We start from the raw sequence: 24,342 nt of genomic DNA, 5'->3' as shown, positions 1-24,342 counted from the left end.
ATCGATATCGCCGACGGCGTGCAGCGTGCCGTCGTCGCCGGGCGTAAATGCGATGGGGCGCCTGCCACCCGCTTCCCCGGCCGGAAAGCGCGGAGCCGGCTCGGGCATGGGGCGCGCAACCTCCGGACCGTCCGGGACGCCCAGGATTTGCAAAGACTGCTCCAGCACCGCCGCGCTGCTGCGCCATGGGCCGCCATGCGCGTCGACAAGTTCGCGCAGCATCGCCCCGAAGAGACCGGCGCCACACAGCACCAGGACGACCGTGCTCCACCGCAAACAGGCGCCGAGCCAGGCCGTCGGACCGTTCGTGCTGGAGGTGTGTGCGTTCATCGTCTCTTCCCGCAAGTGTCCGGAAGGGAAGGTTGGAGAAGACCTAGCGACAGGAGGCCGTCGGCACGGGCACCACATGGTCCGGCAGGCCGTACATGTAGCTGCGCCCGTGAAGCAACACGCCGTGCCGGCAGCCCGGCCGCCGCTTGCGCAGGTAGAGCGCACCGTCCTCCTCTTCGAGATAGACCCGCTTCGGCGGCCGGTCATGATAAGCCAGCCGGTCGGCGTGGTGGCCCTTGCCGACCAGGATGCGCTTGAAGCCGGCTGGGCTGTGGATCACCAGGTTACCGTAGCTGTCGCCGTAGGTCCGCTCGCCGCCGGCGGAAGCGGGAGCGGCCATCGCCGCCAAGGCGGCGGCAAGCAGCAGGCAACCGGCGGATGGAAAGACTCGTCCAGACATGCGAAAGGCTCCCTCGATTGTCGCGGGCCTCCTCGCAATCGAGCTTAACGCTTTCTTAACCCTTGTCACGCCGTCGTGGGCACTTCTTCACGGCGTTCGCCGGACGTGGTTAATTCCGATACGGGAATCGGAAGGCGGCAAAGGGAGCCGAGTACCATGGGCGAAAACCACAAGGTCGAGATTGCGCAGCTCCGGCTGAAGGACGCGCACGCGCTGGCGCCGCTCCTGGCGGCGCACACCCAGTCGCTCAAGCGCGGCGCGCCCCGCCGGCCGGACGAATTTTACGCGGAAACGCTGCTGCAGGACCGGGTGGCGGAGATCGTCGGTGCCCGCATGGACGGGGCGCTTGTGGCCTTCGCGGTCTTCTACGACCTTCCAGACCCTGTCTCGGGGCTGCGCTACGGGCTCCTGGAGCATCTTTATGTCCACCACGACCACCGCGGCAAGGGCATCGCCAAGGCACTGATCGACGTGGTCGCCGACCAGGCGGAGGAGCGCGGATGGACGAGCCTCGTGCTCAACACCCCGCGCCAGCCCGCCGAGGGCCGCAAGCTCTATGAACGGGTCGCCGTGCCGGCCGACTGGATCAGCTATGTGATTCGTTTCGATGCACGCTGAGCGCGCATCGCTTCCCTTTAGCGGCTTCAATCGATTGAAGTTTGCGGCGTTTTCTGCGGCTTTGACGCACTGCAAAAAGCGCATTAAAAAGCCAGCCGCCGGAGGCTTGGGACGAAAGGCGGCTGCACGACGGCGGCCCTCCAGCCACGGCCGGCCGGCGATTGAGACAGGGAAGCCATGAGCAAATCCACAGCCACCCGGGCGAGACCGCTCTCGCCGCACCTGCAGATTTATCGCTTCACGCCCACCATGGCGATGTCGATCCTGCACCGCATCACCGGCGCGGCGCTGTATTTCGGCACGCTGCTTTTCGCGCTCTGGCTGCTGGCGGCGGCAGGACCGCGGGAGCAGTTCGATTTCATCAACGGACTCTTCGGCTCGATCCTCGGCCGGCTGGTGCTCTTCGGCTACACCTGGGCGCTCCTGCACCACATGCTGGGCGGCATCCGCCACCTCATCTGGGACACCGGCCACGGCCTTGAGAAGGACACGTCGCGCAGGATCGCCTGGGGAACGTTGATCGGCTCGGTTACGCTCACCGCCATCGTCTGGATCTTGGGATACGCCGTCAGGGGGGCATTCTGATATGGCCGACATGCGCACGCCCCTGAACCGCGTCCGCGGTCTCGGCTCGGCAAGAGAAGGCACGGAGCACTTCTGGCGCCAGCGACTGACGGCGATTTCAAACCTGCCGCTCATCATGTTCTTTATCGGCTTCGTGGTCGCCTATAGCGGCGCACCCCATGAAGAGGTGCGCGCCGCGCTCGCCCATCCGATAGTGGCGCTGCTGATCGGCTTTGCCTTTCTATCGGTGCTCTACCATATGCGGATCGGCATGCAGGTCATCATCGAGGACTATGTGCACGGCGAGGGGATGAAGCTCGCTCTCATCGTGCTCAATACCTTCTTCCCCCTGGTCGTCGGCGCGATCGCGCTCTTCGCCCTTTTCAGAATCGCCTTCGGAGGCTGAATCCCTGATGTCTGAAGCATCGCACAAAAAGGCTGGCCCGGCCTACGACTATGTCGACCATGCTTTCGACGTGGTGGTGGTGGGGGCCGGCGGTGCCGGTCTGCGCGCAACGCTCGGCATGGCCGAACAGGGATTGAAGACGGCCTGCATCACAAAGGTCTTCCCCACGCGCTCGCACACGGTGGCCGCCCAGGGCGGCATCGCCGCCTCGCTGCAGAATATGGGGCCGGACAACTGGCAGTGGCACCTCTACGACACGATCAAGGGTTCCGACTGGCTGGGTGACGTCGACGCCATGGAGTATCTGGCGCGCGAGGCGCCGGCCGCCGTCTACGAGTTGGAGCATTACGGCGTGCCCTTCTCGCGCACGGAGGAGGGCAAGATCTACCAGCGCCCCTTCGGCGGCCACATGCAGAATTTCGGCGACGGCCCGCCCGTCCAGCGCACCTGTGCCGCCGCCGACCGCACGGGCCACGCCATCCTGCATACGCTCTACGGCCAGTCGGTGAAGAACCACGCGCAATTCTTCAACGAGTACTTCGCGCTCGACCTCATCATGACCGACGGCGCCTGCACCGGCGTGGTGGCCTGGAACCTCGACGACGGCACCATCCACCGCTTCGCCGCCAAGATGGTGGTGCTGGCCACCGGCGGCTATGGCCGCGCCTATTTCTCCTGCACCTCGGCCCACACCTGCACCGGCGACGGCAACGGCATGATCGCACGTGCCGGCCTGCCCCTGCAGGACATGGAGTTCGTGCAGTTCCACCCGACGGGCATCTATGGCGCCGGCTGCCTCATCACCGAGGGTGTGCGCGGCGAGGGCGGTTATCTCGTCAATTCCGAGGGCGAGCGCTTCATGGAGCGCTACGCACCGTCGGCCAAGGACCTCGCCTCGCGCGACGTCGTCTCGCGCTGCATGATGATGGAAATCCGCGAGGGCCGCGGTGTGGGCAAGAACAAGGACCACATCTACCTGCATCTCGACCATCTCGACCCGGCGGTGATCCACGAACGCCTGCCCGGCATCGCCGAATCGGCGCGCATCTTCGCCGGTGTCGACGTGACGCGCGAGCCCATCCCAGTGCTGCCGACCGTGCACTACAATATGGGCGGCATCCCCACCAACCACTGGGGCGAGGTCTTGAACCCCACCGCCGACGACCCGGACGCCGTGGCGCCCGGCTTGATGGCCGTCGGCGAGGCGGCGTGCGCGTCCGTGCATGGAGCCAACCGCCTCGGCTCCAACTCGCTCATCGATCTCGTGGTCTTCGGCCGCGCGGCGGCGATCCGCGCGGGCAAGGTCGTTGACCGCGATTCCAAGGTGCCGTCGCTGAACCTTACCGCCTGTGAGCAGATCATGGATCGCTTCGACCGCCTCCGCCATGCGAACGGCAGCGTGCCGACGGCTGAACTGCGCGAGAAAATGCAGCGCGCCATGCAGGAGGATGCCGCCGTCTTCCGCACCCAGGAGACGCTGGAGCAGGGCTGCGAGCGAATTTCCGCGCTCTGGAAGGAGCTTCCCGACATCAAGGTCTACGACCGCTCGATGATCTGGAACTCGGACCTGGTCGAGACGCTGGAATTGGGAAACCTGATGGCCAACGCCGTCACCACGGTCTATTCGGCCGTGGCGCGCAAGGAGAGCCGCGGGGCGCACGCCCGCGAGGACTTCACCGAGCGCGACGACGAGAACTGGCGCCATCACACCCTCTCGTGGGTGGACGAGACCGGCAAGGTGCGGCTCGACTACCGCCCGGTCCACACGGAACCGATGCTCGGCCACAACGAGGGCGGCATCGACCCCGCCAAGATCGCGCCCAAGGCGCGGGTGTATTGATCAGAGGGACACAATGGTCCAGCTCACGCTTCCCAAGAACTCCAAGGTCAAGCAAGGCAAGGTCTGGCCGAAGCCGGAGGGCGCCACGAACCTGCGCGAATACCGGGTCTACCGCTGGTCGCCCGACGGCACGGAGAACCCGCGCGTCGACACCTACTATGTCGACCTCGACGATTGCGGGCCGATGGTGCTCGACGGCTTGATCTGGATCAAGAACAAGATCGATCCGACGCTGACCTTCCGCCGCTCCTGCCGGGAAGGCATCTGCGGCTCCTGCGCCATGAACATCGACGGCGCCAACACGCTCGCCTGCACCAAGGGCATGGATGACATCGACGACGCGGTGAAGATCTATCCCCTGCCGCACATGCCGGTGGTCAAGGATCTGGTGCCGGACCTCTCGGTGCCCTATGCGCAGCTTTCCTCCATCGAGCCCTGGCTGCAGACGGTGACGCCGGAGCCGGCGAGCGAGTGGCGGCAGAGCCATGAGGACCGGGCCAAGCTCGATGGGCTCTACGAGTGCATCCTGTGCTTCTGCTGCCAGACCTCGTGCCCCAGCTACTGGTGGAACGGCGAACGCTATCTCGGCCCCGCCGTCCTTTTGCAGGCCTATCGCTGGCTGATCGATTCGCGCGACGAGGCGACGGGGGAGCGGCTCGACAATCTGGAGGACCCCTTCCGGCTCTACCGCTGCCACACCATCATGAACTGCACCCAGACCTGCCCCAAGGGCCTCAATCCCGCCAAGGCGATTGCGGAAATCAAGAAGATGATGGTCGAGCGACGGGTCTGAGGCACCGCGTATCCGCTCGGGTCCGGCAGCGCATTCCGGGCGGTTCCGGCGCTTGCTCACGCAACCGTGTAGCGGATTGAGTTTGCCCGAACGCGTCGAGACGATAGGTGTCGTCCGGTAACGGAGGTTCGCCCATGACCCGTCTTTACGCTGCTTTTACCGCTGTCGCGCTGACGGCGGTCCTCGCCCTTCTCCATCCCGCCGCCGCGGAGGAAAGAACGGCGGTCTTCGCCGGCGGCTGCTTCTGGTGCGTGGAGGCTGATTTCGACAAGGTCCCGGGTGTCGTCTCCACCGTTTCCGGCTACACCGGCGGGGAGACGGACAATCCCAGCTATCGCAACTATTCTTCGGGCGGGCACCGGGAGGCGGTGGAGATCACCTTCGACGACGAACGGGTGAGCTATGAAAAGCTGCTCGACGTGTTCTTCCACTCGGTCGATCCCACGGATGCGGGCGGCCAGTTCTGCGACAGGGGCCACGGTTACACGACGGCGATCTACGCCCTCGACGAGACGCAGAGAAGAAAGGCGGAAGAAGCCAAGAAAGCCGCCGAGGCCGAACTGGGCCAGTCGGTGGTCACGCCCATCGTGGCGGCTTCCGAATTCTGGCCGGCGGAGGATTATCACCAGAACTACTACCAGAGCGAAGAGCGCATCCTCACCCGCTTCGGCTACATCACCAAGGCCGACGCCTACGAAGGGTACCGGAATGGCTGCCGGCGGGATCAGCGGCTGCGCGAGGTCTGGGGCGAGACGGCCCTGCGCGGCATCGCCAAGTAGCACTCTTCACCGTGTAGACGCGGCCGTGATCCGGTCCATGGCGATCTCGGCGGCGATGTCGCTGGTCGGTCGTCCTTGTCTTTCGGAACGGGTGAAGATGTCGCGCAAGGTCTCGGGAATCCTCGCCACCCTTTCCATGGCGGCTTCCCGGTCGTAACCGCCGGGGCCAAGCTCCGCCGCCGCATTGATGAGCCCGCCGGCATTGATCACGTAATCCGGCGCGTAGAGCACGCCTTTTTCCATCAGCAGCCGCGCATCCTCGTGACGCGCCAGCTGGTTGTTCGCCGAGCCGGCGATGATTTCCGCCTTGAGCTGGGGGATCGTCGCCCGGGATATCGCGCCGCCCAGCGCGCAGGGCACGAAAACATCGACATCGGCGCCAACGATATCCGCGGCCGCAACGATTTCGGCGCCGAAGGTCTCCCGCGCACCCGCGGCCCGCCCCGCATCGATATCGGCGACCGCCAGCCGCGCGCCCGCGTCATGGAGCTTTTCGCACAGTGCCCAGCCGACGGCGCCAAGCCCCTGGACCGCCACGCCTACTTTATCGAGCCGATCCGTGCCGCGGCGATGCGCGAGTGCGGCCTTCAGCCCCAGGAAGACGCCATGCGCGGTCACCGGCGAGGGATTGCCGCTGCCGCCTCGTGTCGTACCCACCACATTGGCGGTATGGACCCGTAGGAAATCGGCGTCGGCGAGCGTCAGGCCCACATCCTCGGCGGTATAGAACTGTCCCTCGAGAACCGAGAGCATTTCGGCGTAGGCCGAAAGCAATGCCGGCGTCTTGCCGGTCTTCGGATCGGCGATGATGACGGCCTTGCCACCGCCGAAGGGCGTGCCGGCAATCGCCGACTTGTACGTCATCCCGCGCGACAGCCGCAGCGCATCGGTCAACGCCGCTTCGAAACTTTCGTGCGGCCAGACCCGTGTGCCGCCCAGTGCCGGCCCGAGGGCCGTATTGTGGATGGCGACAATGGCGGTGAGCCCCCGCGCCTCGTCGCGCCCGCACCAGACGCGCTCGTGGCCGTCATAGGCCGGAAGCCCGGCGGCATCGGCGGTAATGTCGAGGATCTCCAGAGCGGACGCGCCGACGGGCTTCTTCAGCGTCCTCGGCTCGCGGATATGCAGCATGGCATCATTCCTCCCGAATGGACCATCTATCCCTCTAAATGTAGGAGCGCTGGCAGATTTTTGGTTGCGAAGACGGGGGGCGCCGAGACCGTCCGTTGCGCCTGGGGCGCCGATTCATCGCGAAACTTTCAGGGCCCCGCCGGTTGCGGCCGCGCAGGAACAAGGCGGCCCCCACCCGCGTTGAGAGACGAAGCAACGGCGGGAGCGTTCCATGGCCGACACGAAGACACTGACCGATCACGACGCCATCCGCGACTGGGCCGCCGCGCGGGCGGGCCAGCCGGCCCTGAGCGACCCCGCCCAGGGAATGAGCGAGGCCGAACCGGTGCTATGCTTCGCCTTCGGCCAGCACGCCTACCAAGACACCGACCAGGGCTGGGACGAGATCGGCGAAGTCGATATCATCGAATGGGACGAGTGGTTCAGGATCTTCGAGGAGCGCCAGCTCGCCCTCGTCGTCAGCGAAGACGTCCCGGGCCAGCGCGAAGAGTTCCACCAGTTCGTGCGCCGGCCCTGAGCTTCCTATTCCGTAAGCCGCGAGGCGACCGCGGTAATGCGCGCCAGCATCGCCTCGAGCCGGGCGGCGATGCGCCGGTGCAGGTCGACGGCCGTTTCGGGGAACTCCTCCAGGATGCGCCGAAACATGGAGCGGCTCAGCCGAATCACCTTCACATCCGTCTGGGCGATGGCTCCGGTCAGCCGCTCGTTCTCGGCGATCAGGGCCAGCTCGCCCAGGATGGCGCCTGGGCCGTGCACCGAGAGGATCTCGCGCTTGTCGCCGTTCTGCCGGTAGAGCGCCACCTCGCCCGAGGCCACGACGAAGGCGCAGTCGGCCGGTACGCCCTCGGAATAGAGCTTCCGCCCGGCCCCCAGGGAGAGTGTCTCGGCGCCGAAGGCCATAAGGCGTAGCTGCTCGTGCGTGAAGCCCTCGAAGAGTTCCACGCCGGATAGAACACGAATGTCGTCATCCAGCGCCATTACGGTCGTCCCCGCTCATCCCCGGTTATTGGCGAGTGCCCCACCGCTCGGTTTCAGGGAACGAGCTTGTATCCGCCGCTTTCTGTCACAAGAATTTCGGCTTTGGAAGGATCGCGTTCGATCTTTTGGCGAAGCCGGTAGACATGGGTCTCGAGCGTGTGGGTCGTCACACCCGAATTGTAGCCCCAGACTTCTTCCAGAAGGATGTCGCGGGTGACCACCTTCTGCTCGGCGCGGTAGAGGTATTTTATGATGGCCGCTTCCTTCTCGGTCAGCCGGATCTTGCCGCCGCGCTCGTCGACCAGGAGCTTGTGGCTCGGCTTGAACATGTAGGGGCCGACGGTGAACTTGGCGTCCTCGCTCTGTTCGTGCTGGCGCATCTGCGCGCGGATGCGCGCCAGAAGAACGGCGAAGCGGAACGGCTTGGTGACATAGTCGTTGGCACCCGCCTCCAGCCCGAGGATCGTGTCCGAATCGGTGTCTTGGGCGGTCAGCATGATGATGGGTGCCCGGAAACCGCTCTTGCGCAGGAGCTTGACCGCCTCGCGGCCGTCCATGTCGGGCAGTCCGACATCCATGATGATCAGGTCGACCATCCCGTTGCGGGCGGCGTGGATGGCCTTGGTGGCCGTCGCCTCCTGCAAAAGGTCGAACTCCTCGTAGAGCGCCAACTGCTCCACGAGCGTGGCCCGCAGGTCGTCATCATCATCGACAATCAGGATGGTGCGTGGCGTCATATATCAATCCGTTGATTCGTAAGCAGATACCATTGACCCCGCCCCCGTTTTCGCGGAACGTTCGTTTATGCGCAACGAGGCTGGCATGAAAGGCCGAAGCGAATATTTGTTCCACGACCCGATTATACTCCAGAAACGCAGGCAGGCCACCATACAGGAGAAGCGCCGCCGTGGCGTCCCGCAGATCAGTGTGCGTACCCGGCCGAGAAACCCCACTGAGGGGATCCTCGAAATCGAGGGAAAGACCTTCTCCTGCGCCCTCGGCCGCACCGGAACGAGCGCCTTCAAGCGCGAAGGGGACGGCGCCACGCCGATCGGTGTCATGCGGCCTCTCCTTGCCTATTACCGCGGCGACAGGAAGCCCGCCGGAATGGCCCGAACGCCCCTGCCGAGGCGGGCGATAGGGCCCGGCCTCGGCTGGTGCGACGATCCCCGAGACGCCAACTACAATCGCCCGGTACGCCTGCCATATCCGGCAAGCCACGAGGCGATGCTGCGCAAGGACCGGCTTTACGACGCCTGCATCGTGCTGGACTGGAACATGCGTCCGCGGCGGCTGGGGCGCGGCAGCGCCATTTTCCTGCATCTTGCCGCGCCGGGCATGAAACCCACCGAAGGCTGCATCGCCGTCGGCCCGCGCACGATGGCGAGGCTGCTGCCGCTGCTGGAACGCGGAACGCGGATTCGCGTATGGCGATGAGACCCTGTTCGATTGCCATGATTCCTATACGTTTCCATGCCACAATGGCTTCATTAGGCTCGCGATACCCCCACCGGGGGGTCGTCAAACGGGCACCATGCGCATACGATAGCCACGATTACCAGGAGGGGCCGCTCCGATGACCGCCAAGGCGAAACTTGCAAAATCCACTGCTCACCCGGTCAAAAAAAAGGAGTTGGACCTCGCCGGCCTGCGCGAATACCTGGTTTCCCGAGCGCCCGCCGAAGACCTTGAGCGCTACGACCGCGCGGCGATCGACCGGACGACGGAGCTGGCTTTTGCCGCCTTGAAGCAGCACAAAAGCGGCGAAAGTCTGGTTGAGATCGAGAGCGCCTCGGGCATCGAGCATGCAGGGCGCGCCGTCACGGCCCTGACCATCGTCAACGACAATATGCCCTTTCTGTTCGATTCGCTCCTCGGAGAGATCACCGCTTCGGTGGGCGAGCCGACCCTCGTTCTGCATCCCGTGCTTCTCGTGCGCCACGACGAGACGGGCGTTAGCGAAATCCTCGGCGACGCGGCCTCGCGGGCGATTCGCGATGCCGAGCAGGTCAGCCTGATCCATGTCCACCTGCCGCGGCTCTCGCCGGAGCAGTGCCAGGCGCTGAAAGGCCGGCTCGAGCACATCCTCGCCCAGGTACGCGCGGCCGTCACCGACTGGAAGCCGATGCTGGCCCGGCTGGACCAGGAGATCACCCGGCTGCGCTATGCGCCGGTGCCGCTCGAGGCCGACGCCGTGGCCGAGGCGATCGCCTTCCTGGAATGGCTGCGCGACGACAACTTCACGTTTCTCGGCATGCGCGAGTTCCGTTACACCGGCGGCGAGAAGGACGGCACGCTGGAGCGCGCCGACAAGAAGGGCCTCGGCATTCTGGCCGATCCCGATGTCCTCGTCTTGCGGCGCGGCGGCCAACCGGTGTCCACCACGCCGGAGATCCGCGCCTTCCTGCACGGCCCGGAGCCGCTGATCGTCACCAAGGCGAACGCCAAATCGATGGTCCATCGCCGCGCCTATCTCGACTATATCGGCGTCAAGACCTTCAGCGAGGACGGCAAGCTGACGGGCGAGTTACGCATCGTCGGCCTGTTCACCTCCACCGCCTACACGCGCTCGGTGATGAAGATCCCCTATCTGCGCTCCAAGGCGGAAGCCGTGGTCGCGCGCACCGGCTTCGCCCCCACCGACCATTCCGGCAAGGCGCTCATCAACGTCCTGGAATCCTACCCGCGCGACGAATTCTTCCAGATCAGCGTGCATCGGCTGCGTAAGCATGCCGAGGCGATCCTGGCGCTGGGTGAGCGGCCGCGCGTGCGCGTTCTCTACCGCATCGACCAGTTCGACCGCTTCGTCTCGGTCATCGTCTTCGTGCCGCGCGACCGCTACGATTCGCGCGTGCGCGCCGAGATCGGCGAATTCCTGAAGACCGTCTTCGACGGGCACCTTTCGGCCTATTATCCGGCCTTCCCGGAGGGCTCTCTGGCGCGCGTCCACTTCATCATCGGCCGTTCGGGCGGTCGGACCCCGCGTGTTCAGACGGAAGAGCTGGAAGCGGGCGTGCGCGACATCGTCCGCACCTGGGACGACGCGCTGCGCGAAGCGGTGGAGGATACGGGTGCCGAGGACGAGATCGCGGCAATGGCGGCGGGCTTTCCCGAAAGCTACCGCAACAGCTTCGCGCCAGCGACGGCGCTCAACGATGCGCGCCGCATTGCGGGCCTTTCCGCAGCCGAAACAATCGCCATCGACTTCCACCGGCCCGCGGACCTGCCGGCCGATCAGGCGGCCCTGAAGATCTATCATTTCGGCAGCCCGGTGGCGCTCAGCCGGCGCGTGCCACTTCTGGAGCACATGGGCTTCCGCGTCATCAGCGAACGGACGTTCGAAATCGGCGAGGAAGGCGAGAACCCGGTCTTCATCCACGACATGGAGCTTGAAAACGCCTTCGACGGCGCAATCGATCTTTCCGACAACGGCGCACTGTTCGAGGAACTGTTCCTCGCCGTCTGGCGCGGCGACCACGACAATGACGGCCTCAATGCACTCGCCCAGACGGCCGGCCTTCGCGCCACCGAGATCGCGGTTCTTCGCGCCTACAGCCGCTATCTGCACCAGGCCAACATCCCGCAGAGCCAGGGCTTCATCGCCGGCACCCTCAACCGCTATCCGCAGATCGCGGCAAACCTCTTCCGCCTTTTCGTCGCGCGTTTCGATTCCGCACGTGACGACGACGAGGCCGCGGCGGCACGGGAGAAGGAGATCGAGAAGGAAATCGTCCACGCGCTCGACAAGGTGCCGAGCCTCGACGACGATACGATCATTCGACGCTTTCTCAACATGATCCAGGCGACGCTGCGCACCAACTATTTCGCCGACGTGAAAGCGCCGGGCCACCGATCGTTGGCGCTGAAATTCGATTCCCGCGCCGTCGAGGGCCTGCCCAAACCGCGTCCCTGGCGCGAGATCTTCGTCTACGGCCCGGAGGTGGAAGGTGTGCATCTGCGTTTCGGCCCCGTCGCTCGCGGCGGCCTGCGCTGGTCCGACCGCGCGCAGGATTACCGCACCGAGGTGCTGGGACTGGTCAAGGCGCAGCAGGTGAAGAACGGCGTCATCGTGCCGGTGGGCGCCAAGGGCGGCTTCTATCCGCGGTGGTTGCCGGCGGGCGGCTCGCGCCAGGAGGTCTTCGAGGCCGGGCGCAGCGCCTACATCAATTTCATCTCCAGCCTGCTGTCGATCACCGACAACCTGCAAGGCGACGAGGTTGTGCCGCCCGAAGGCGTCGTGCGGCACGACGGCAACGACCCCTATTTCGTGGTGGCGGCCGACAAGGGCACGGCCACTTTCTCCGATACCGCCAACGAGATCAGCCAGGCGCATGATTTCTGGCTGGACGATGCCTTCGCCTCCGGCGGCTCGGCCGGTTACGACCACAAGAAGATGGGCATTACGGCGCGCGGCGCCTGGGAGGCGGTGAAGCGTCATTTCCAGGAGATGAACCGCGACATCCAGACCGAGCCCTTCACCGTCGTCGGGGTGGGCGACATGTCGGGCGACGTGTTCGGCAACGGGATGCTCTTGTCCCGCGCCACCAGACTGGTCGCCGCCTTCGACCACCGCGATATCTTCATCGACCCCGATCCGGATCCGGAGATCTCCTACGAGGAACGCAAGCGGCTCTTCGACATGGGCCGGTCGAGCTGGCAGGACTACGACCGGTCGAAGCTCTCCACCGGCGGCATCATCGCCTCGCGGTCAGAGAAGCAGATCACCCTTTCGCCCGAAGCGGCCGCGGCCATCGGCCTGGAAGGGACCACCGGCTCGCCCGCGGAAATCATCCGTGCGATCCTGAAGGCGCCCGTCGATCTTTTGTGGTTCGGCGGCATCGGCACCTATGTGCGCGCGAGCGGGGAGCAGAACCAGGAGGTCGGCGACCGCGGCAACGATTCGGTGCGCATCACTGCGGCCGAGGTCGGCGCCAAGGTGGTCGGCGAGGGTGCCAATCTCGGCGTCACCCAGCGCGGGCGGATCGAATTCAACCTCAACGGCGGGCGCTGCAACTCCGATGCCATCGACAATTCCGGCGGCGTCAACTCCTCCGACCTCGAGGTCAACATCAAGATCGCGCTCGCCGCGGCCATGCGCAACGGGTCTCTCACCCGGCCGGCGCGCAACAAGCTGCTTTCGGCCATGACGGAGGAAGTGGCCGGGCTCGTCCTGCAGAACAACTACCGCCAGACGCTCGCCATCTCGCTGGTGGAAAAGCGCGGCCTCGCCGACATGCCGCATCAGGCACGCATGATGACCATCCTGGAGAACCAGGGCCATCTTCACCGCGACGTGGAGTTCCTGCCCGGCCCGCAGGAGCTCGCCGACCGCGAAGCGCGCCGCCAGCCGCTGACCCGGGCGGAGATCGGCGTGCTGCTGGCCTATGGCAAGATCGTTCTCTTCGACGAGCTGGTGGCGAGCCCGGTTCCGGACGAGGCTCACTTCGAGGCCGATCTCTTCGGCTACTTTCCGGAGCGGATGCGCAGGAACTATGCCGCCGAGGTCCGCGGCCATCGCCTGCGCCGGGAGATCATCGCGACCGAGCTCGCCAATGACGTGATCGATCGCGGCGGTCCGACGTTCATCACGCGGCTGCAGGATTTGACGGGGCGCCCGGCGCACGACATCGTTGCCGCCTACGCCGTCGTGCGCGACGGTTTCGACCTGCGGGCGCTTCACGCGGCCATCGACGCGCTGGACAACAGGATCGACGGACAGATCCAGCTTGCGCTCTACCAGCGGGTCTGGAAGCTCGTCGTCTCCGCCACGGCCTGGCAGTTGAAGAACGAGGGCGGTGACGTGAATGTCGCCCGCCGCATCGAGCGTCTGAAGAAGGCGCGCGAAACGCTGGAGCCGCAGCTCCGGCCGCTCCTGCCTGCCTTCCTCGCCGAGCGGATCACAACCGAAGCGGCACGGCTGGAGGCCGAAGGCACGCCGGCCGATCTCGCAGAGCGGCTGGCCTTCCTCGATGTCTCGACCCTGGTGCCGGACATCGATCTGGCCGCCGAGGCGGCCGGAGCCAACCTTGCCAATGCGGCCGGCGCCTTCTTTGCCATCACCGAAGCCTTCCGCATCAGCCGCATTGAGGCGGCGGCGGGATCGATCGCGCCCTCGGACTATTATGACGGGCTAGCGCTCACGCGCGCGCTCGACACGATCGACGCGGCGCGACGCAGCCTCACCGTCGCCGCCCTCAGCCAGTATGGCAGCAGCACGGACGCGGTCGCCCAGTGGACGGAAGCCGGCGGCGAACAGGTGGTCCGCGTGCGCGAAAGGCTCCAGTCGCTGACCGACGGCGACATCACCGTCTCGCGCCTTACCGTCGCCTCCGGCCTTCTGGCGGATCTGAGCGCTTGAGCCAAGTGCAAGCGTCGACGGAGGCCGACGGGCGCGCCAGCCGCTCCGCGATCTGGGGCTGGATGCTCTTCGACTGGGCGCAGCAACCTTTTCACACGCTGATCATCACCTTCGTCTTTGCCCCTTATTTCGCCGCTGCCGTCGCACCCGATGCCGCGCGCGGGCAGGAACTGTGGGGCTATGCAACGGGGATCGGCGGGTTGATGATCGCGCTCTCGTCACCGGTGCTGGGCGCCATCGCCGACGCCTCCGGCCCGCGCAAGCCCTGGATCTTCGGCTTCTCCACCATCGGTGTGCTCGCCTGCGCCGCGCTCTGGTTCGCCGTTCCCGGCATGACACCGCTCTGGCCCGTGCTCGTCGTCGTGGCGCTCGCCTTCTTCGGAATGGAATTTGCCGCAGTCTTCAATAACGCGATGATGCCAACCCTGGTGCCACGCTCCGAGCTCGGGCGGCTGTCCGGCTCGGCATGGGGTCTCGGCTATCTCGGCGGTCTCGCCTCGCTGGTCCTGGTACTGGGATTCATGTCCACTACGTCGGGAACCAGCCATACGCTTCTTGGTGTAGAGCCCATATTCGGCCTCGACCCGATGCAGAGGGAGGGCGACCGCGCGGCGGGACCGCTGACGGCGCTGTGGTACGTGGTCTTCGTGCTGCCGATGTTCCTCCTCACCCCCGACCAGCCCCGCCGCAGCGTGGCGGGCGCGGTGCGCCAAGGATTGCGGCAGTTGGGCAGAACACTCTACCGCCTGCCCTCCGAGCGCAGCTATTTCAGCTTCCTCGCCTCCTCCATGTTCTACCGCGACGCTCTCAACGCCCTCTACACCTTCGGTGGCATCTACGCCGCAGGCGTTCTGAACTGGTCGATCACGCAGATCGGCTTGTTCGGCATCCTGGCGAACATCACCGGTGCGCTGGGCGCCTGGGCAGGCGGTCGCATGGACCAGGCCTTCGGACCCAAGGCGGTCGTCACCACATCGATCCTCACCTTGAGCTTCTGCTGTCTGCTCGTCATTTCCACCACGCGCAGTGACGTCCTGTTCCTGCCGGTCGGAGGGGCGACGGCTCTCCCGGACGTTGTCTTCTTCCTCGCCGGTGCGCTGATCGGCGCCGCCGGCGGGGCGGTCCAGGCCGCATCGCGCACGCTGCTCGTCGACCAGGCGCCGCGCGCCCAGGTGACGGAAGCCTTCGGCCTCTACGCCCTGTCCGGCAAGGCGACCACCTTCATCGGCCCGTTCTCGGTGGCGGCGGCGACGGCCTACTTCTCCAGCGAGGCCCTGGCGCTGGCACCCGAAACCGCACAGCGCCTCGGTGTGACGCCGATTCTCGTGTTGTTCCTTTTGGGGCTGATCCTATTGCCGTTGGTGAGAAGCAGGCAGCCGGCGGGCTGACGAATGCCCGCGCTGTTCAATCCAGATTGCCACGGCGACCCCTCGCACGCGCCTCTGTCTTGAGCTCGCCGAAAGACGGGTCCGCCACGGGACTACCGCACGGTAAACCCGTGCGCGAACGGGTCGCGATCGTCGATGAAGATCGTGTTGAGGCCCGTCATACGCGCCCAGCCACCGATGGAAGGCACCACCGCCTTGCGCCCGTCCACCTGCACCTCCTCCTCGATCCGGCCGTTGAAGAGCGAGCCGATGATGGATTCGTGGACGAAGGCCTCGCCGGGCTTCAAGCGGCCTTTCGCGTGAAGCTGGGCCATGCGGGCCGAGGTGCCGGTGCCGCAGGGCGAGCGGTCGATGGCCTTCTCGCCGTAGAAGACGGCGTTGCGGGCATGCGCGCCCTCCTGGGTCGGCGCGCCCGTCCACAGAATGTGGGTGAGGCCCGAGATCGAGGTTTGCTCGGGATGCACGAACCGATGCGCCTCGTTGAGCCGCCGCCGCAGCACCGGGCTCCAGCGCACCAGGTCCGAGGCCGCGTGGTCGGCCATGTCGCGGAAATGCTCCTGCGGCTCGACGATCGCATAGAAATTGCCGCCATAAGCGACGTCGACCCGAAGGAGCCCGAGGTCCGGACATTCCACTTCGATATCCGTCGAATGAAGGAAGGCTGGGACGTTCGTGATCCGCACCTCCTTCACATGGGCGCCCTCCTGCCGGTATTCCGCCACGACCAGCCCGGCCGGCGTGTCGAGACGGAGCACGCCCGGCGTCTTCGGCTGCACCAGGCCGTGTTCGACGGCGAAGGTGACCGTCCCGATCGTGCCGTGCCCGCACATCGGCAGGCACCCGGTCGTCTCGATGAAGAGGATCGCGACGTCGCAGTCCGCGCGCGTCGGCGGATAGAGTATGGAGCCCGACATCATGTCGTGCCCGCGCGGCTCGAACATCAGGCCGGTACGGATCCAGTCGTATTGGGCCATGAAGTGCGCGCGCTTTTCCAGCATGGTCGCGCCCTCCAGTCGCGGCCCGCCGCCGGCGACCAGCCGCACCGGGTTTCCGCAAGTGTGTCCGTCGATGCAGAAGAAACTGTGCCTTGCCATCTCAATCACGTTCCCTGAAGCGCTCGGCCCGGAAGGGGCGAAGGTCGATCGGCGGAGATTGCTCCAGCACGAGGTCGCGGATCAAGCGGCCCGTCGCCGCAGCCTGCGTTAATCCCAGATGCCCGTGGCCGAAGGCATAGAAGACCCGCCTCTCCCTCCCGGCCTGTCCAACGATCGGCAGGGAATCGGGCAGGGACGGCCGATAGCCCATCCACGCCCGGCCTCCCTCGGTCTTCAGCCCCGGCAGGAAGCGCGCCGCCTTTTCCAGCATGGCGCGCGAGCGCCGGTGGTCGGGTGCGCGCTTGAGTCCCGCCAGTTCCACCGCGCCGCCGATGCGCAAGCCGGTCTCGAGCGGCGTGACGACGAAGCCGTGCCGCGAAAAGATGAGCTGCCGCTTCACCGCGAACGCGTCGGCCGGCAGGGTCGTATTGTAGCCACGCTCCGTCTCCAGCGGCACCCGGTCTCCGAAGCCGGCGGCGAACGGCCGCGACCAGGCGCCGGCGGCGATCACCACGCTTGCGCACTTCAGAACCTCGCCACCGGAAAGCACCACGCGGACTGCGCCCTCCTCCGCCTTTACCGAAGCCACGCTGGCCGGCATGAAGCGGGCCCCGTGGCGCTCGGCATAGGCCCAGACCGCCTGGCCCAGCCGTTGCGGATCCGAAACGGTTTTCCAGCCCGGTACGAAGGTGGCGCGCACGAAGCATTCCGAAAGCCCCGGCTGCAGTTCGGCGATCTGGTCCTTTTCAAGATGCCGGAACGGGATGTGGTAGCGCCGCCGCAGCTTCCATCCGGGCTCAGTGGCATGGAACTCCGCTTCGCTCTCGTAAAGCTCGAGCGAGCCGTCTTCGCGCAGCATGTGCTTCGTGCCGCTGCGCCCCATCAGGCTGCTCCACTCGCGCTCGGCGAGCGCCATCATCGATGCCTGCGCCGAAACGGCTGCCTCGAACTTCGCCGGATGACCGGCACGCATGAAGCGCCAGAGCCATGGCAGCAGCCGCGGCAGGTAGCTGGGCGGAATGGAAAGCGGCCCCAGCGGGTCCATCAGCCAGCGTGGCACCTGGGACAGCATGTCCTTGTGGGCGAGGGGCAGGATGTCGGAGAAGGCAAGCGCACCGGCATTGCCGGAACTGGTTCCCTCGCAGACGCCGGAGCGGTCGAGCACCAGGACGTCCCGGCCGGCTTCGGCCAGATAGGCGGCCACGGCGATGCCGATAATGCCGCCGCCGACGATCGCCACCTGGGCGTCCCTGCCATTGCGCCCCGCCACTGCGGTCACTCCCTAAAACTGCCGGCAGGCTGGCACCGGCTGTACCTCCACCACCACGCCTGGCGACCTCTCAGGCCGTCCTCTGCTGCTGGCGCCACATTCCTGCATTACGGTTTGCGTCCCGTAAACTTGGCCCTTTTTACCCCATAACGAATCGCCATCACCGTGGCGGCTCCGCCGGGCAAAGGCCGCCGCACGGCGGCCGCGGTGACGAGAAAACCTGGACCATCACGCGCTTTCCTCTGGATAACCGGACGCTGACGAGACCAGCTTGTTCCGCTTCGATTCTCCGCCTGATATATCGCTGCATTCCTTCTGGGGAGCCATGCACAGGCCTGCCTCCGGCCGCACGGACCCTCCAATAGGCCGTTTTGAACCGAGTTGATTCGCCTTTTAATATATCACTGATATATTATGACACCAGCCAAGCAGCCGATTATCGTTTAGGATTGATATATCTATAATATATCTGAGGCGGTTCATGGTGGTAAATTTCAACGGCCATTCGGGGCGGCAGGCAGCCGAAAAAGCTTATCGCACCCTGGAGCGCATGCTGGTGACACTGGAGCTCGCGCCGGGCAGCGTCACCACCGAAGGGCAGCTCATCGACCGTCTGGGAATGGGGCGCACCCCGGTCCGCGAGGCGATCCAGCGGCTTGCCTGGGAGGGGCTGATGGAAGTGCGGCCCCGTGCCGGCATCGCCGTGAGTCCCCTCAACGCCAGTGATTGGCTGAAGGTGATCGAGGCACGTCGCGGCATCGAGGTCGCCATGGCACGCGCCGCCGCGCGCTTCATCACCGGCGATACCGCCGCCCGGTTTCGCGACGCCGCGGTGCAGATCCAGAAGGCCGTCGTCGCCGGCAACATCATCGCCTTTCTCGAAGCCGACAAGAACGTCGACGACACGATGGCGGCCGCCGCCGACAACCCCTTCGCCGCCCGCATGGCTGCGCCTCTGCAGACCCACTGCCGCCGTTTCTGGTATCGCTATCAATCGGACTCGGGTCTGGCCTACGCCGCCGAGCAGCACGTCCGGCTCATTCGCGCCGTCCTGGATGAGGACGAGAAGGCGGCCATGCGCGAGGCCGAGGCCCTGATGCGCCTTCTGCGCAAGCACGCCGAAGCCGCCTCGCGCCTGTAGGGCTCCGTCAGACCCCCTGGCCCACGTTCTGGGCGAAAACGTCGTCCCAGCCTTCGCCTGCCGCAACGATGCAGCTATTGCCTTCTATGTCGGTGGTCAGAATGGTCCAACTGCCCTGATCGGAGGTGAAGACCTCCATTACGGCCCGATCACCGAGCAGGCCGATCGCCTTCTGGCTTTCGTTGAACTGGTTACCGAGCTGCGACACCAGGTCTTCGCGCGGCGCGCAGATGCTGGATTCACTGGTGGCGCTGTCCGCTCCGGTGAAGAGCACCACGGACGCCAGCGCCGTCAAGCCGAATGCGGCTTTCCTGGCCTTCTTCATGACTTTGCCTCCTGCGTCCCCAAGCGTCATCTGCCGCTTTCGGGGGCGCTCCGGTTTCCCGTTCTGTCACGCATCCTTTTCGATGGAGGTAACGGAAAAGAGGTAAAGCCGTTCCATGGAATCGGCGGCACGACGTATTAATCGCCCGCTCGGTGGAGCCGCGGCCGACGGCACCCGCAGATGGGGTACGTATAGCAAAAACCGGTGTTCCGGCCGGTAAACCGCTGATAGCCGCCTTAAGCGACCGCAGCCTTCTGCTTTTCGAAGCGCTTGCGCTCGTGCGGGTCGAGATAAAGCTTGCGCAGGCGGATTGCCTTCGGCGTGACCTCCACCAGTTCATCATCCTGAATCCAGGAGAGCGCCCGCTCCAGCGTCATGCGCACGGGCGGCGTGAGCTTCACTGCATCGTCCTTGCCGGCAGCGCGTACATTGGACAGCTTCTTGCCCTTCAGCACGTTCACTTCCAGATCGTTGTCGCGCGTATGAATGCCGACGATCATGCCCTGGTAGACCTTCACGCCGGGATCGATGACCATCGGCCCGCGATCCTCAAGGTTCCACAAAGCATAGGCCACGGCCTCGCCCGGCTCGTTGGCGATCAGCACGCCGTTGACGCGGCCGCCGATCTCGCCCTTGTAGGGCTGATATGCGTGAAAGAGCCGGTTCATCACAGCCGTGCCGCGCGTATCGGTCAGAAGCTCGGACTGGTATCCGATCAGCCCGCGCGTCGGCGCGTGGAAGACGAGGCGCTGGCGGTCGCCGCCGGACGGCTTCAACTCCACCATCTCCGCCTTGCGCTCCGACATCTTCTGCACGACGATGCCGGCATGCTCCTCGTCCACGTCGACGACGACCTCCTCGACGGGTTCGAGAAGCTGTCCGCCCTCGCCCTTGTTCATGACGACGCGGGGACGGGAGACGGCGAGTTCGAAACCCTCGCGGCGCATGGTCTCGATGAGTACGGAGAGCTGGAGCTCGCCGCGACCGGAGACGAAGAAGGAATCCTTGTCCGCCGACTCCTCGATTTTCAGCGCCACATTGCCCTCCGCTTCCTTCAACAGGCGGTCGCGGATCACGCGGCTCGTCACCTTGTCACCCTCGGTGCCGGCGAGCGGTGAATCGTTGACGATGAAGCTCATGGTGACCGTCGGCGGATCGATCGGCTGGGCCTCCATGGCCTGCGTGACGGACGGATCGCAGAACGTATCGGCCACCGTACCTTTCGACAGCCCTGCGATGGCGACGATGTCCCCGGCCTGCGCCTCCTCCACGGCCGAGCGTTCCAGGCCCCGGAAGGCCAGGATCTTGGAGATGCGACCCTGCTCCAAAAGGGTGCCGTCGCGGGCAAGTACCTTCACCGCCTGATTGGGTTTCACCGCACCGGAAGCGATGCGCCCGGTGACGATCCGGCCAAGAAAGGGATTGGCCTCCAGGATCGTGCCGATCATACGGAAAAGGCCTTCCTCCACCGTCGGCTCGGGCACGTGGTCGAGCACGAGGTCGAACAGCGGCGCAAGCCCCTCCTCCTTGGGGCCGGAGGGGGCATAATTCATCCAGCCGTCGCGGCCGGAGCCGTAGAGGATCGGAAAATCGAGCTGCTCGTCCGTGGCATCGAGCGCGGCGAAAAGGTCGAAGACCTCGTTGACCACCTCGTCGGCGCGGGCATCGGGCCTATCGATCTTGTTGACGGCGACGATAGGCTTCAGCCCAACCTTAAGCGCCTTGCCGACCACGAACTTGGTCTGCGGCATCGGCCCTTCCGCGGCATCGACCAGGAGCACCGCGCCGTCCACCATATTGAGGATGCGCTCCACCTCGCCACCGAAATCGGCGTGACCGGGCGTGTCGACGATGTTGATGCGCACGTCCTTCCAGACCACCGAGGTGGCCTTGGCCAGGATGGTGATCCCGCGCTCCTTCTCCAGGTCGTTGGAGTCCATGGCACGCTCGTCCACGCGCTGGTTCTCGCGCACGGAGCCCGACTGCTTCAAGAGGGCGTCGACAAGGGTGGTCTTCCCATGATCGACATGGGCGATGATCGCGATATTGCGGAGTTTCATGTTTCTCTTCGAGGGGTCGCCAGACGCGACAATACGCGCGCCGGTATCTTCCGTTGGCGCGCTCATACAGGTTTTTTCGCACGTGCGAAAGGGGCCGTGTGCAGCCGCGTTGGCGCATATAGGATGGAGCGGCGCCAAGCGGTAGGCCACTCCCAAGGAAAATTGCACTCGTCAGGGGCGGCGCAGGCGCTGTCCACCGCGTTAAGAGAACCGGTCGAGCGCGTTCAGGGGAAATTTGAGGTAGCGCCTTCCATTCGCTTCCGGTTCGGGAAGCCGGCCGCCGTTCATGTTCACCTGCAGCGCGTGGAGAATGAGCCGAGGCATGGGGAGCGTGCGATCGCGCGCCTCACGCACGCGAACGAATTCCTCCGCCGTGCGGCATCTCGAAATATGCGTGTTGTGCGCCTTCTGCTCGGCCACCGTGCTTTCCCAACGTGGCTCGCGTCCGCAGGGCTGGTAGTCGTGGCCGGTGAAGAGGCGTGTCTCGGCCGGAAGCGAAAGGATTTCCTGGATCGAATGCCACAGCCGCTCGGCGCTCCCGCCGGGAAAGTCCGCCCGCGCGGTACCGCCGTCCGGCATGAAAAGCGTATCGTGCACGAAGGCCGCCTCTCCCACCACATAGGTGATGGAGGCCAGCGTGTGGCCGGGCGAGAAAAGCACGCTCGCCGGCAGGCTTCCGATGCTGAACCGCTCGCCGGCCGTAAACAGCTTGTCCCACTGCGAGCCGTCGGCGGGAAACTCCGGCATGTTGTAGATGTCCTTCCAAAGCCGCTGGACGTCCACGACCCGTTCCCCGATCGCCGTCGGCGCGCCGGTTTTTTCCCTGAGATAGGCGGCAGCCGACAGGTGGTCGGCATGGGGGTGGGTGTCGAGGATCCATTCGACCGTCAACCCCGCCTCCTCGATATAGGAGAGAATGCGCTCGGCATTGCGCGTGGCCGTCGCCCCGGACTTCTCGTCGAAATCGAGAACCGGGTCGATGATGGCGCATTTTTCGCTTGCCGTATCGGCCACCACATATTGCAGCGACGACGTCCGTTCGTCGTAGAATGCCCTCACCTCGGCCCGAATGCGCCCCGTCATCGATGTCTCCGCAATCAGGTTTAGCCCGCGTGCCTTGAAAAGGAACGGCGGTAATCAAGTGAAGGAGATGATACAGCGCCTGCGCACCGGATGAAAACAAATTTCCTTCCAGGCGGCCAGGGAGGGTAAAATTTGCCCGTGAATTGCAGTCAGGAAGAATGCCCGCGTTTTCCCGGAACAGAAAGCCGGGGAGAGCGCCTCCCTGGCTTTCTCACGACTCAGGCCGAACGCACGGGATCGAGCGTGACCTTGTAGAGTTCGCTGTCGTCGCGGTCCATCAGGCGCACGGTCATCTGTTCCGTGGCGCCGTCAATGTCCACCAGCCCGAAGAACTGGAACCCGGCCGAGGGCGGCAGGTTTGCCCCCTGCTCCTCGCTCGGCGCCTTCACGTAGCGCAACTCGGGGCCGAAGGTCGGGTCGAGGTCGTTGGGCCCGAAGGTCCCGGCATGGAGCGGGCCGGACACGAACTCCCAGAACGGATTGAAGTCCTGGAAGACCGCCTTGTCGGGGTTGTAATAGTGGGCGGCCGTGTAGTGGACGTCGGCCGTCAGCCACACCGTGTTCTCGATGCCGGCATTGCGGATGAAGCGCAGCAGGTCGGCGATTTCCAGTTCGCGCCCCTTAGCCGCGCCCCCGTCACCATTGGCGATGGCCTCGATCCGGTCTCCATCGGGAACGACGAGGCCGATCGGCATGTCGGAAGCGATCACCTTCCAGGTGGCGCGCGAGGCGGCCAGTTCCCGCTTCAGCCACTGGACCTGCTCTTCGCCCATGATCCGGGCGGCGTCGGTTAGTTCCTCCTCCATGGAATCGCCGTTCGCCCCGCGATAGCTGCGCAGGTCGAGGAAGAAGACGTCGAGCAGCGGTCCGTAGGCGATCTTGCGGTAGACGCGGCCCGGCTCGGCGGGGGTGAAGCGGATCGGCGTCATCTCGTGGAAGGCGCGGGCCGCGCGCGCCTGCAGAAGTCCGATGGATTTGACGGTGTAGCGGTCGTCGCTCTCGAGGTCTTTCGAAGAGGACCAGTTGTTGACGACCTCATGGTCGTCCCACTGGAAGAAGGTGGGGCAGACGGCGTTGAGCGCAAGGCAATGCTCGTCCATCATGTTGTATTTCCACTGGCCACGAAACTCGTCCAGCGTCTCGGCAACCTTGCGCTTCTCGTCGATCAGCACCTTGTTGACCCATTTGGTGCCGTCGGCAAGGTCGACCTCGTCGGCCATCGGGCCGTCGGCATAGATCGTGTCGCCGGAGTGCAGGAAGAAGTCCGGCGTGTGCCTGGCCATCGTCGCATAGGTCAGCATGCCGGTCTCGTCGATGCCCCAGCCCTGGCCGGCCGTGTCGCCCGACCAGGCGAAGCGGATGTCGCGCCGCGAGGCGGGAGCGGTGCGGAAGCGACCGACGATCGGCTCCGAAACGGCGTTGGTGTCCGAAAGATCGGCAAGCCGCATGCGGTAGAAGATGTCCTGGTCCGAGGGGAGGCCGGCAAGAAGCCGCTTCACGGCGAAATCGCTCTCCGGCAGTGCGTCGAGCGGCGGCAGCCTGCGGGCGTTTGCAAAACTCTCGGTCGTCGAAACCTCGAACGTGACTCGCGAGGGCCTATCGGCCCGCGTCCAGATCATGCCCGACGTGGCGTCCACGTCGCCGGACTGCACGCCATGCGTGAAGGCGGGGCGGGTATTGGCACGCGAATAGAAGGGCAGGGCGAGGCCGGAGCCGGCGACAAGGCCGACGGCACTGGCTGAAGCGATGAAGCTGCGACGGGTGAGCTTCGTTCTGTTCATGGC

The 24,342-nt window shown here is 65.4% G+C and carries 21 protein-coding genes and 1 pseudogene; 11 read left to right on the top strand and 11 right to left on the bottom strand.

Annotated elements, in window-relative coordinates; all coding sequences use genetic code 11:
* Positions 1-330, bottom strand: a pseudogene (locus tag ACFP9U_RS09455) (hypothetical protein); the annotation flags it as partial.
* Between the two features lie 43 nt (positions 331-373).
* Positions 374-730 (bottom strand): hypothetical protein, encoded by a 357-nt coding sequence (locus ACFP9U_RS09450; RefSeq protein ID WP_378620874.1) that lies wholly within the window; start codon positions 728-730, stop codon positions 374-376.
* A gap of 156 nt (positions 731-886) precedes the next feature.
* On the opposite strand from ACFP9U_RS09450, the gene ACFP9U_RS09445 reads away from it, so the two are divergent.
* The 6 genes from ACFP9U_RS09445 (at position 887) to msrA (ending at position 5,730) form a co-directional block, all read left to right on the top strand.
* Entirely contained in the window at positions 887-1,348 is a 462-nt protein-coding gene (locus tag ACFP9U_RS09445; protein ID WP_378620872.1) for a GNAT family N-acetyltransferase, read from the top strand.
* Between the two features lie 177 nt (positions 1,349-1,525).
* The gene (gene sdhC, locus ACFP9U_RS09440) at positions 1,526-1,933 is read left to right on the top strand and encodes a succinate dehydrogenase, cytochrome b556 subunit (RefSeq protein WP_378620871.1); all 408 of its coding nucleotides are present in this window, start codon (positions 1,526-1,528) and stop codon (positions 1,931-1,933) included.
* A gap of 1 nt (position 1,934) precedes the next feature.
* Positions 1,935-2,318, top strand: a complete 384-nt coding sequence (gene sdhD, locus ACFP9U_RS09435) for a succinate dehydrogenase, hydrophobic membrane anchor protein (RefSeq protein WP_378620869.1) — start codon at positions 1,935-1,937, stop codon at positions 2,316-2,318.
* A 7-nt stretch (positions 2,319-2,325) separates the two neighbouring features.
* Complete coding sequence (sdhA, locus tag ACFP9U_RS09430) at positions 2,326-4,158, top strand: succinate dehydrogenase flavoprotein subunit (protein WP_378620868.1); 1,833 nt, start codon at positions 2,326-2,328, stop codon at positions 4,156-4,158.
* A 13-nt stretch (positions 4,159-4,171) separates the two neighbouring features.
* Positions 4,172-4,951 (top strand): succinate dehydrogenase iron-sulfur subunit, encoded by a 780-nt coding sequence (locus ACFP9U_RS09425; RefSeq protein WP_378620866.1) that lies wholly within the window; start codon positions 4,172-4,174, stop codon positions 4,949-4,951.
* Positions 4,952-5,085: 134 nt separating this feature from the next.
* The gene (gene msrA, locus ACFP9U_RS09420) at positions 5,086-5,730 is read left to right on the top strand and encodes a peptide-methionine (S)-S-oxide reductase MsrA (RefSeq protein ID WP_378620865.1); all 645 of its coding nucleotides are present in this window, start codon (positions 5,086-5,088) and stop codon (positions 5,728-5,730) included.
* 6 nt (positions 5,731-5,736) lie between these two features.
* Here msrA and ACFP9U_RS09415 read toward each other — a convergent pair whose 3' ends face one another.
* A complete protein-coding gene (locus ACFP9U_RS09415) occupies positions 5,737-6,861 on the bottom strand; it encodes a Glu/Leu/Phe/Val family dehydrogenase (RefSeq protein WP_378620863.1) in 1,125 nt (374 codons plus the stop codon).
* A 211-nt stretch (positions 6,862-7,072) separates the two neighbouring features.
* Here ACFP9U_RS09415 and ACFP9U_RS09410 point away from each other — a divergent pair, with 211 nt between their 5' ends.
* Positions 7,073-7,378, top strand: coding sequence for a hypothetical protein (locus tag ACFP9U_RS09410; RefSeq protein WP_322453177.1), 306 nt, complete (start codon positions 7,073-7,075; stop codon positions 7,376-7,378).
* 5 nt (positions 7,379-7,383) lie between these two features.
* Here ACFP9U_RS09410 and ACFP9U_RS09405 read toward each other — a convergent pair whose 3' ends face one another.
* The gene (locus ACFP9U_RS09405; RefSeq protein ID WP_378620862.1) at positions 7,384-7,839 is read right to left on the bottom strand and encodes a cyclic nucleotide-binding domain-containing protein; all 456 of its coding nucleotides are present in this window, start codon (positions 7,837-7,839) and stop codon (positions 7,384-7,386) included.
* A gap of 53 nt (positions 7,840-7,892) precedes the next feature.
* The gene (locus tag ACFP9U_RS09400; protein ID WP_322453179.1) at positions 7,893-8,576 is read right to left on the bottom strand and encodes a response regulator transcription factor; all 684 of its coding nucleotides are present in this window, start codon (positions 8,574-8,576) and stop codon (positions 7,893-7,895) included.
* 85 nt (positions 8,577-8,661) lie between these two features.
* On the opposite strand from ACFP9U_RS09400, the gene ACFP9U_RS09395 reads away from it, so the two are divergent.
* The 3 genes from ACFP9U_RS09395 (at position 8,662) to ACFP9U_RS09385 (ending at position 15,585) form a co-directional block, all read left to right on the top strand.
* Positions 8,662-9,276 (top strand): L,D-transpeptidase family protein, encoded by a 615-nt coding sequence (locus ACFP9U_RS09395; RefSeq protein ID WP_378620859.1) that lies wholly within the window; start codon positions 8,662-8,664, stop codon positions 9,274-9,276.
* Between the two features lie 139 nt (positions 9,277-9,415).
* Positions 9,416-14,197 carry an NAD-glutamate dehydrogenase gene (locus ACFP9U_RS09390; RefSeq protein WP_378620856.1) on the top strand — a complete coding sequence of 1,594 codons (4,782 nt, stop codon included), beginning with the start codon at positions 9,416-9,418 and terminating at the stop codon, positions 14,195-14,197.
* 62 nt (positions 14,198-14,259) lie between these two features.
* The gene (locus tag ACFP9U_RS09385; protein ID WP_378620879.1) at positions 14,260-15,585 is read left to right on the top strand and encodes an MFS transporter; all 1,326 of its coding nucleotides are present in this window, start codon (positions 14,260-14,262) and stop codon (positions 15,583-15,585) included.
* A 92-nt stretch (positions 15,586-15,677) separates the two neighbouring features.
* Here the strand turns inward: ACFP9U_RS09385 and ACFP9U_RS09380 are convergent, their stop codons facing one another.
* Positions 15,678-16,679: a 4-hydroxyproline epimerase gene (locus ACFP9U_RS09380; RefSeq protein ID WP_378620855.1), complete on the bottom strand. Its 1,002-nt coding sequence runs from the start codon at positions 16,677-16,679 to the stop codon at positions 15,678-15,680.
* 1 nt (position 16,680) lies between these two features.
* Positions 16,681-17,949 carry an NAD(P)/FAD-dependent oxidoreductase gene (locus ACFP9U_RS09375; protein ID WP_378620853.1) on the bottom strand — a complete coding sequence of 423 codons (1,269 nt, stop codon included), beginning with the start codon at positions 17,947-17,949 and terminating at the stop codon, positions 16,681-16,683.
* 481 nt (positions 17,950-18,430) lie between these two features.
* Between ACFP9U_RS09375 and ACFP9U_RS09370 the strand changes: the two genes are divergently transcribed.
* Positions 18,431-19,090, top strand: coding sequence for a GntR family transcriptional regulator (locus ACFP9U_RS09370; RefSeq protein WP_378620852.1), 660 nt, complete (start codon positions 18,431-18,433; stop codon positions 19,088-19,090).
* Positions 19,091-19,097: 7 nt separating this feature from the next.
* On the opposite strand, the gene ACFP9U_RS09365 is transcribed toward ACFP9U_RS09370, so the two are convergent.
* From ACFP9U_RS09365 to ACFP9U_RS09350, 4 genes are all read right to left on the bottom strand, one after another.
* A complete protein-coding gene (locus tag ACFP9U_RS09365) occupies positions 19,098-19,415 on the bottom strand; it encodes a hypothetical protein (RefSeq protein ID WP_322453184.1) in 318 nt (105 codons plus the stop codon).
* Between the two features lie 236 nt (positions 19,416-19,651).
* Entirely contained in the window at positions 19,652-21,475 is a 1,824-nt protein-coding gene (gene typA / locus ACFP9U_RS09360) for a translational GTPase TypA (RefSeq protein ID WP_378620850.1), read from the bottom strand.
* 201 nt (positions 21,476-21,676) lie between these two features.
* On the bottom strand, positions 21,677-22,558 hold the full coding sequence (locus ACFP9U_RS09355; RefSeq protein WP_378620848.1) for an MBL fold metallo-hydrolase: 882 nt from the start codon (positions 22,556-22,558) through the stop codon (positions 21,677-21,679).
* Between the two features lie 218 nt (positions 22,559-22,776).
* Positions 22,777-24,339 (bottom strand): alkaline phosphatase D family protein, encoded by a 1,563-nt coding sequence (locus ACFP9U_RS09350; protein WP_378620847.1) that lies wholly within the window; start codon positions 24,337-24,339, stop codon positions 22,777-22,779.
* Between the last annotated feature and the right edge of the window lie 3 nt (positions 24,340-24,342).

It is taken from the genome of Nitratireductor sp. GCM10026969 (genome assembly GCF_042660605.1).
GTDB lineage: Bacteria > Pseudomonadota > Alphaproteobacteria > Rhizobiales > Rhizobiaceae > Chelativorans.
Note: the sequence above shows the minus strand (reverse complement) of the source record. Positions and strands in the feature narration are given on the sequence as shown.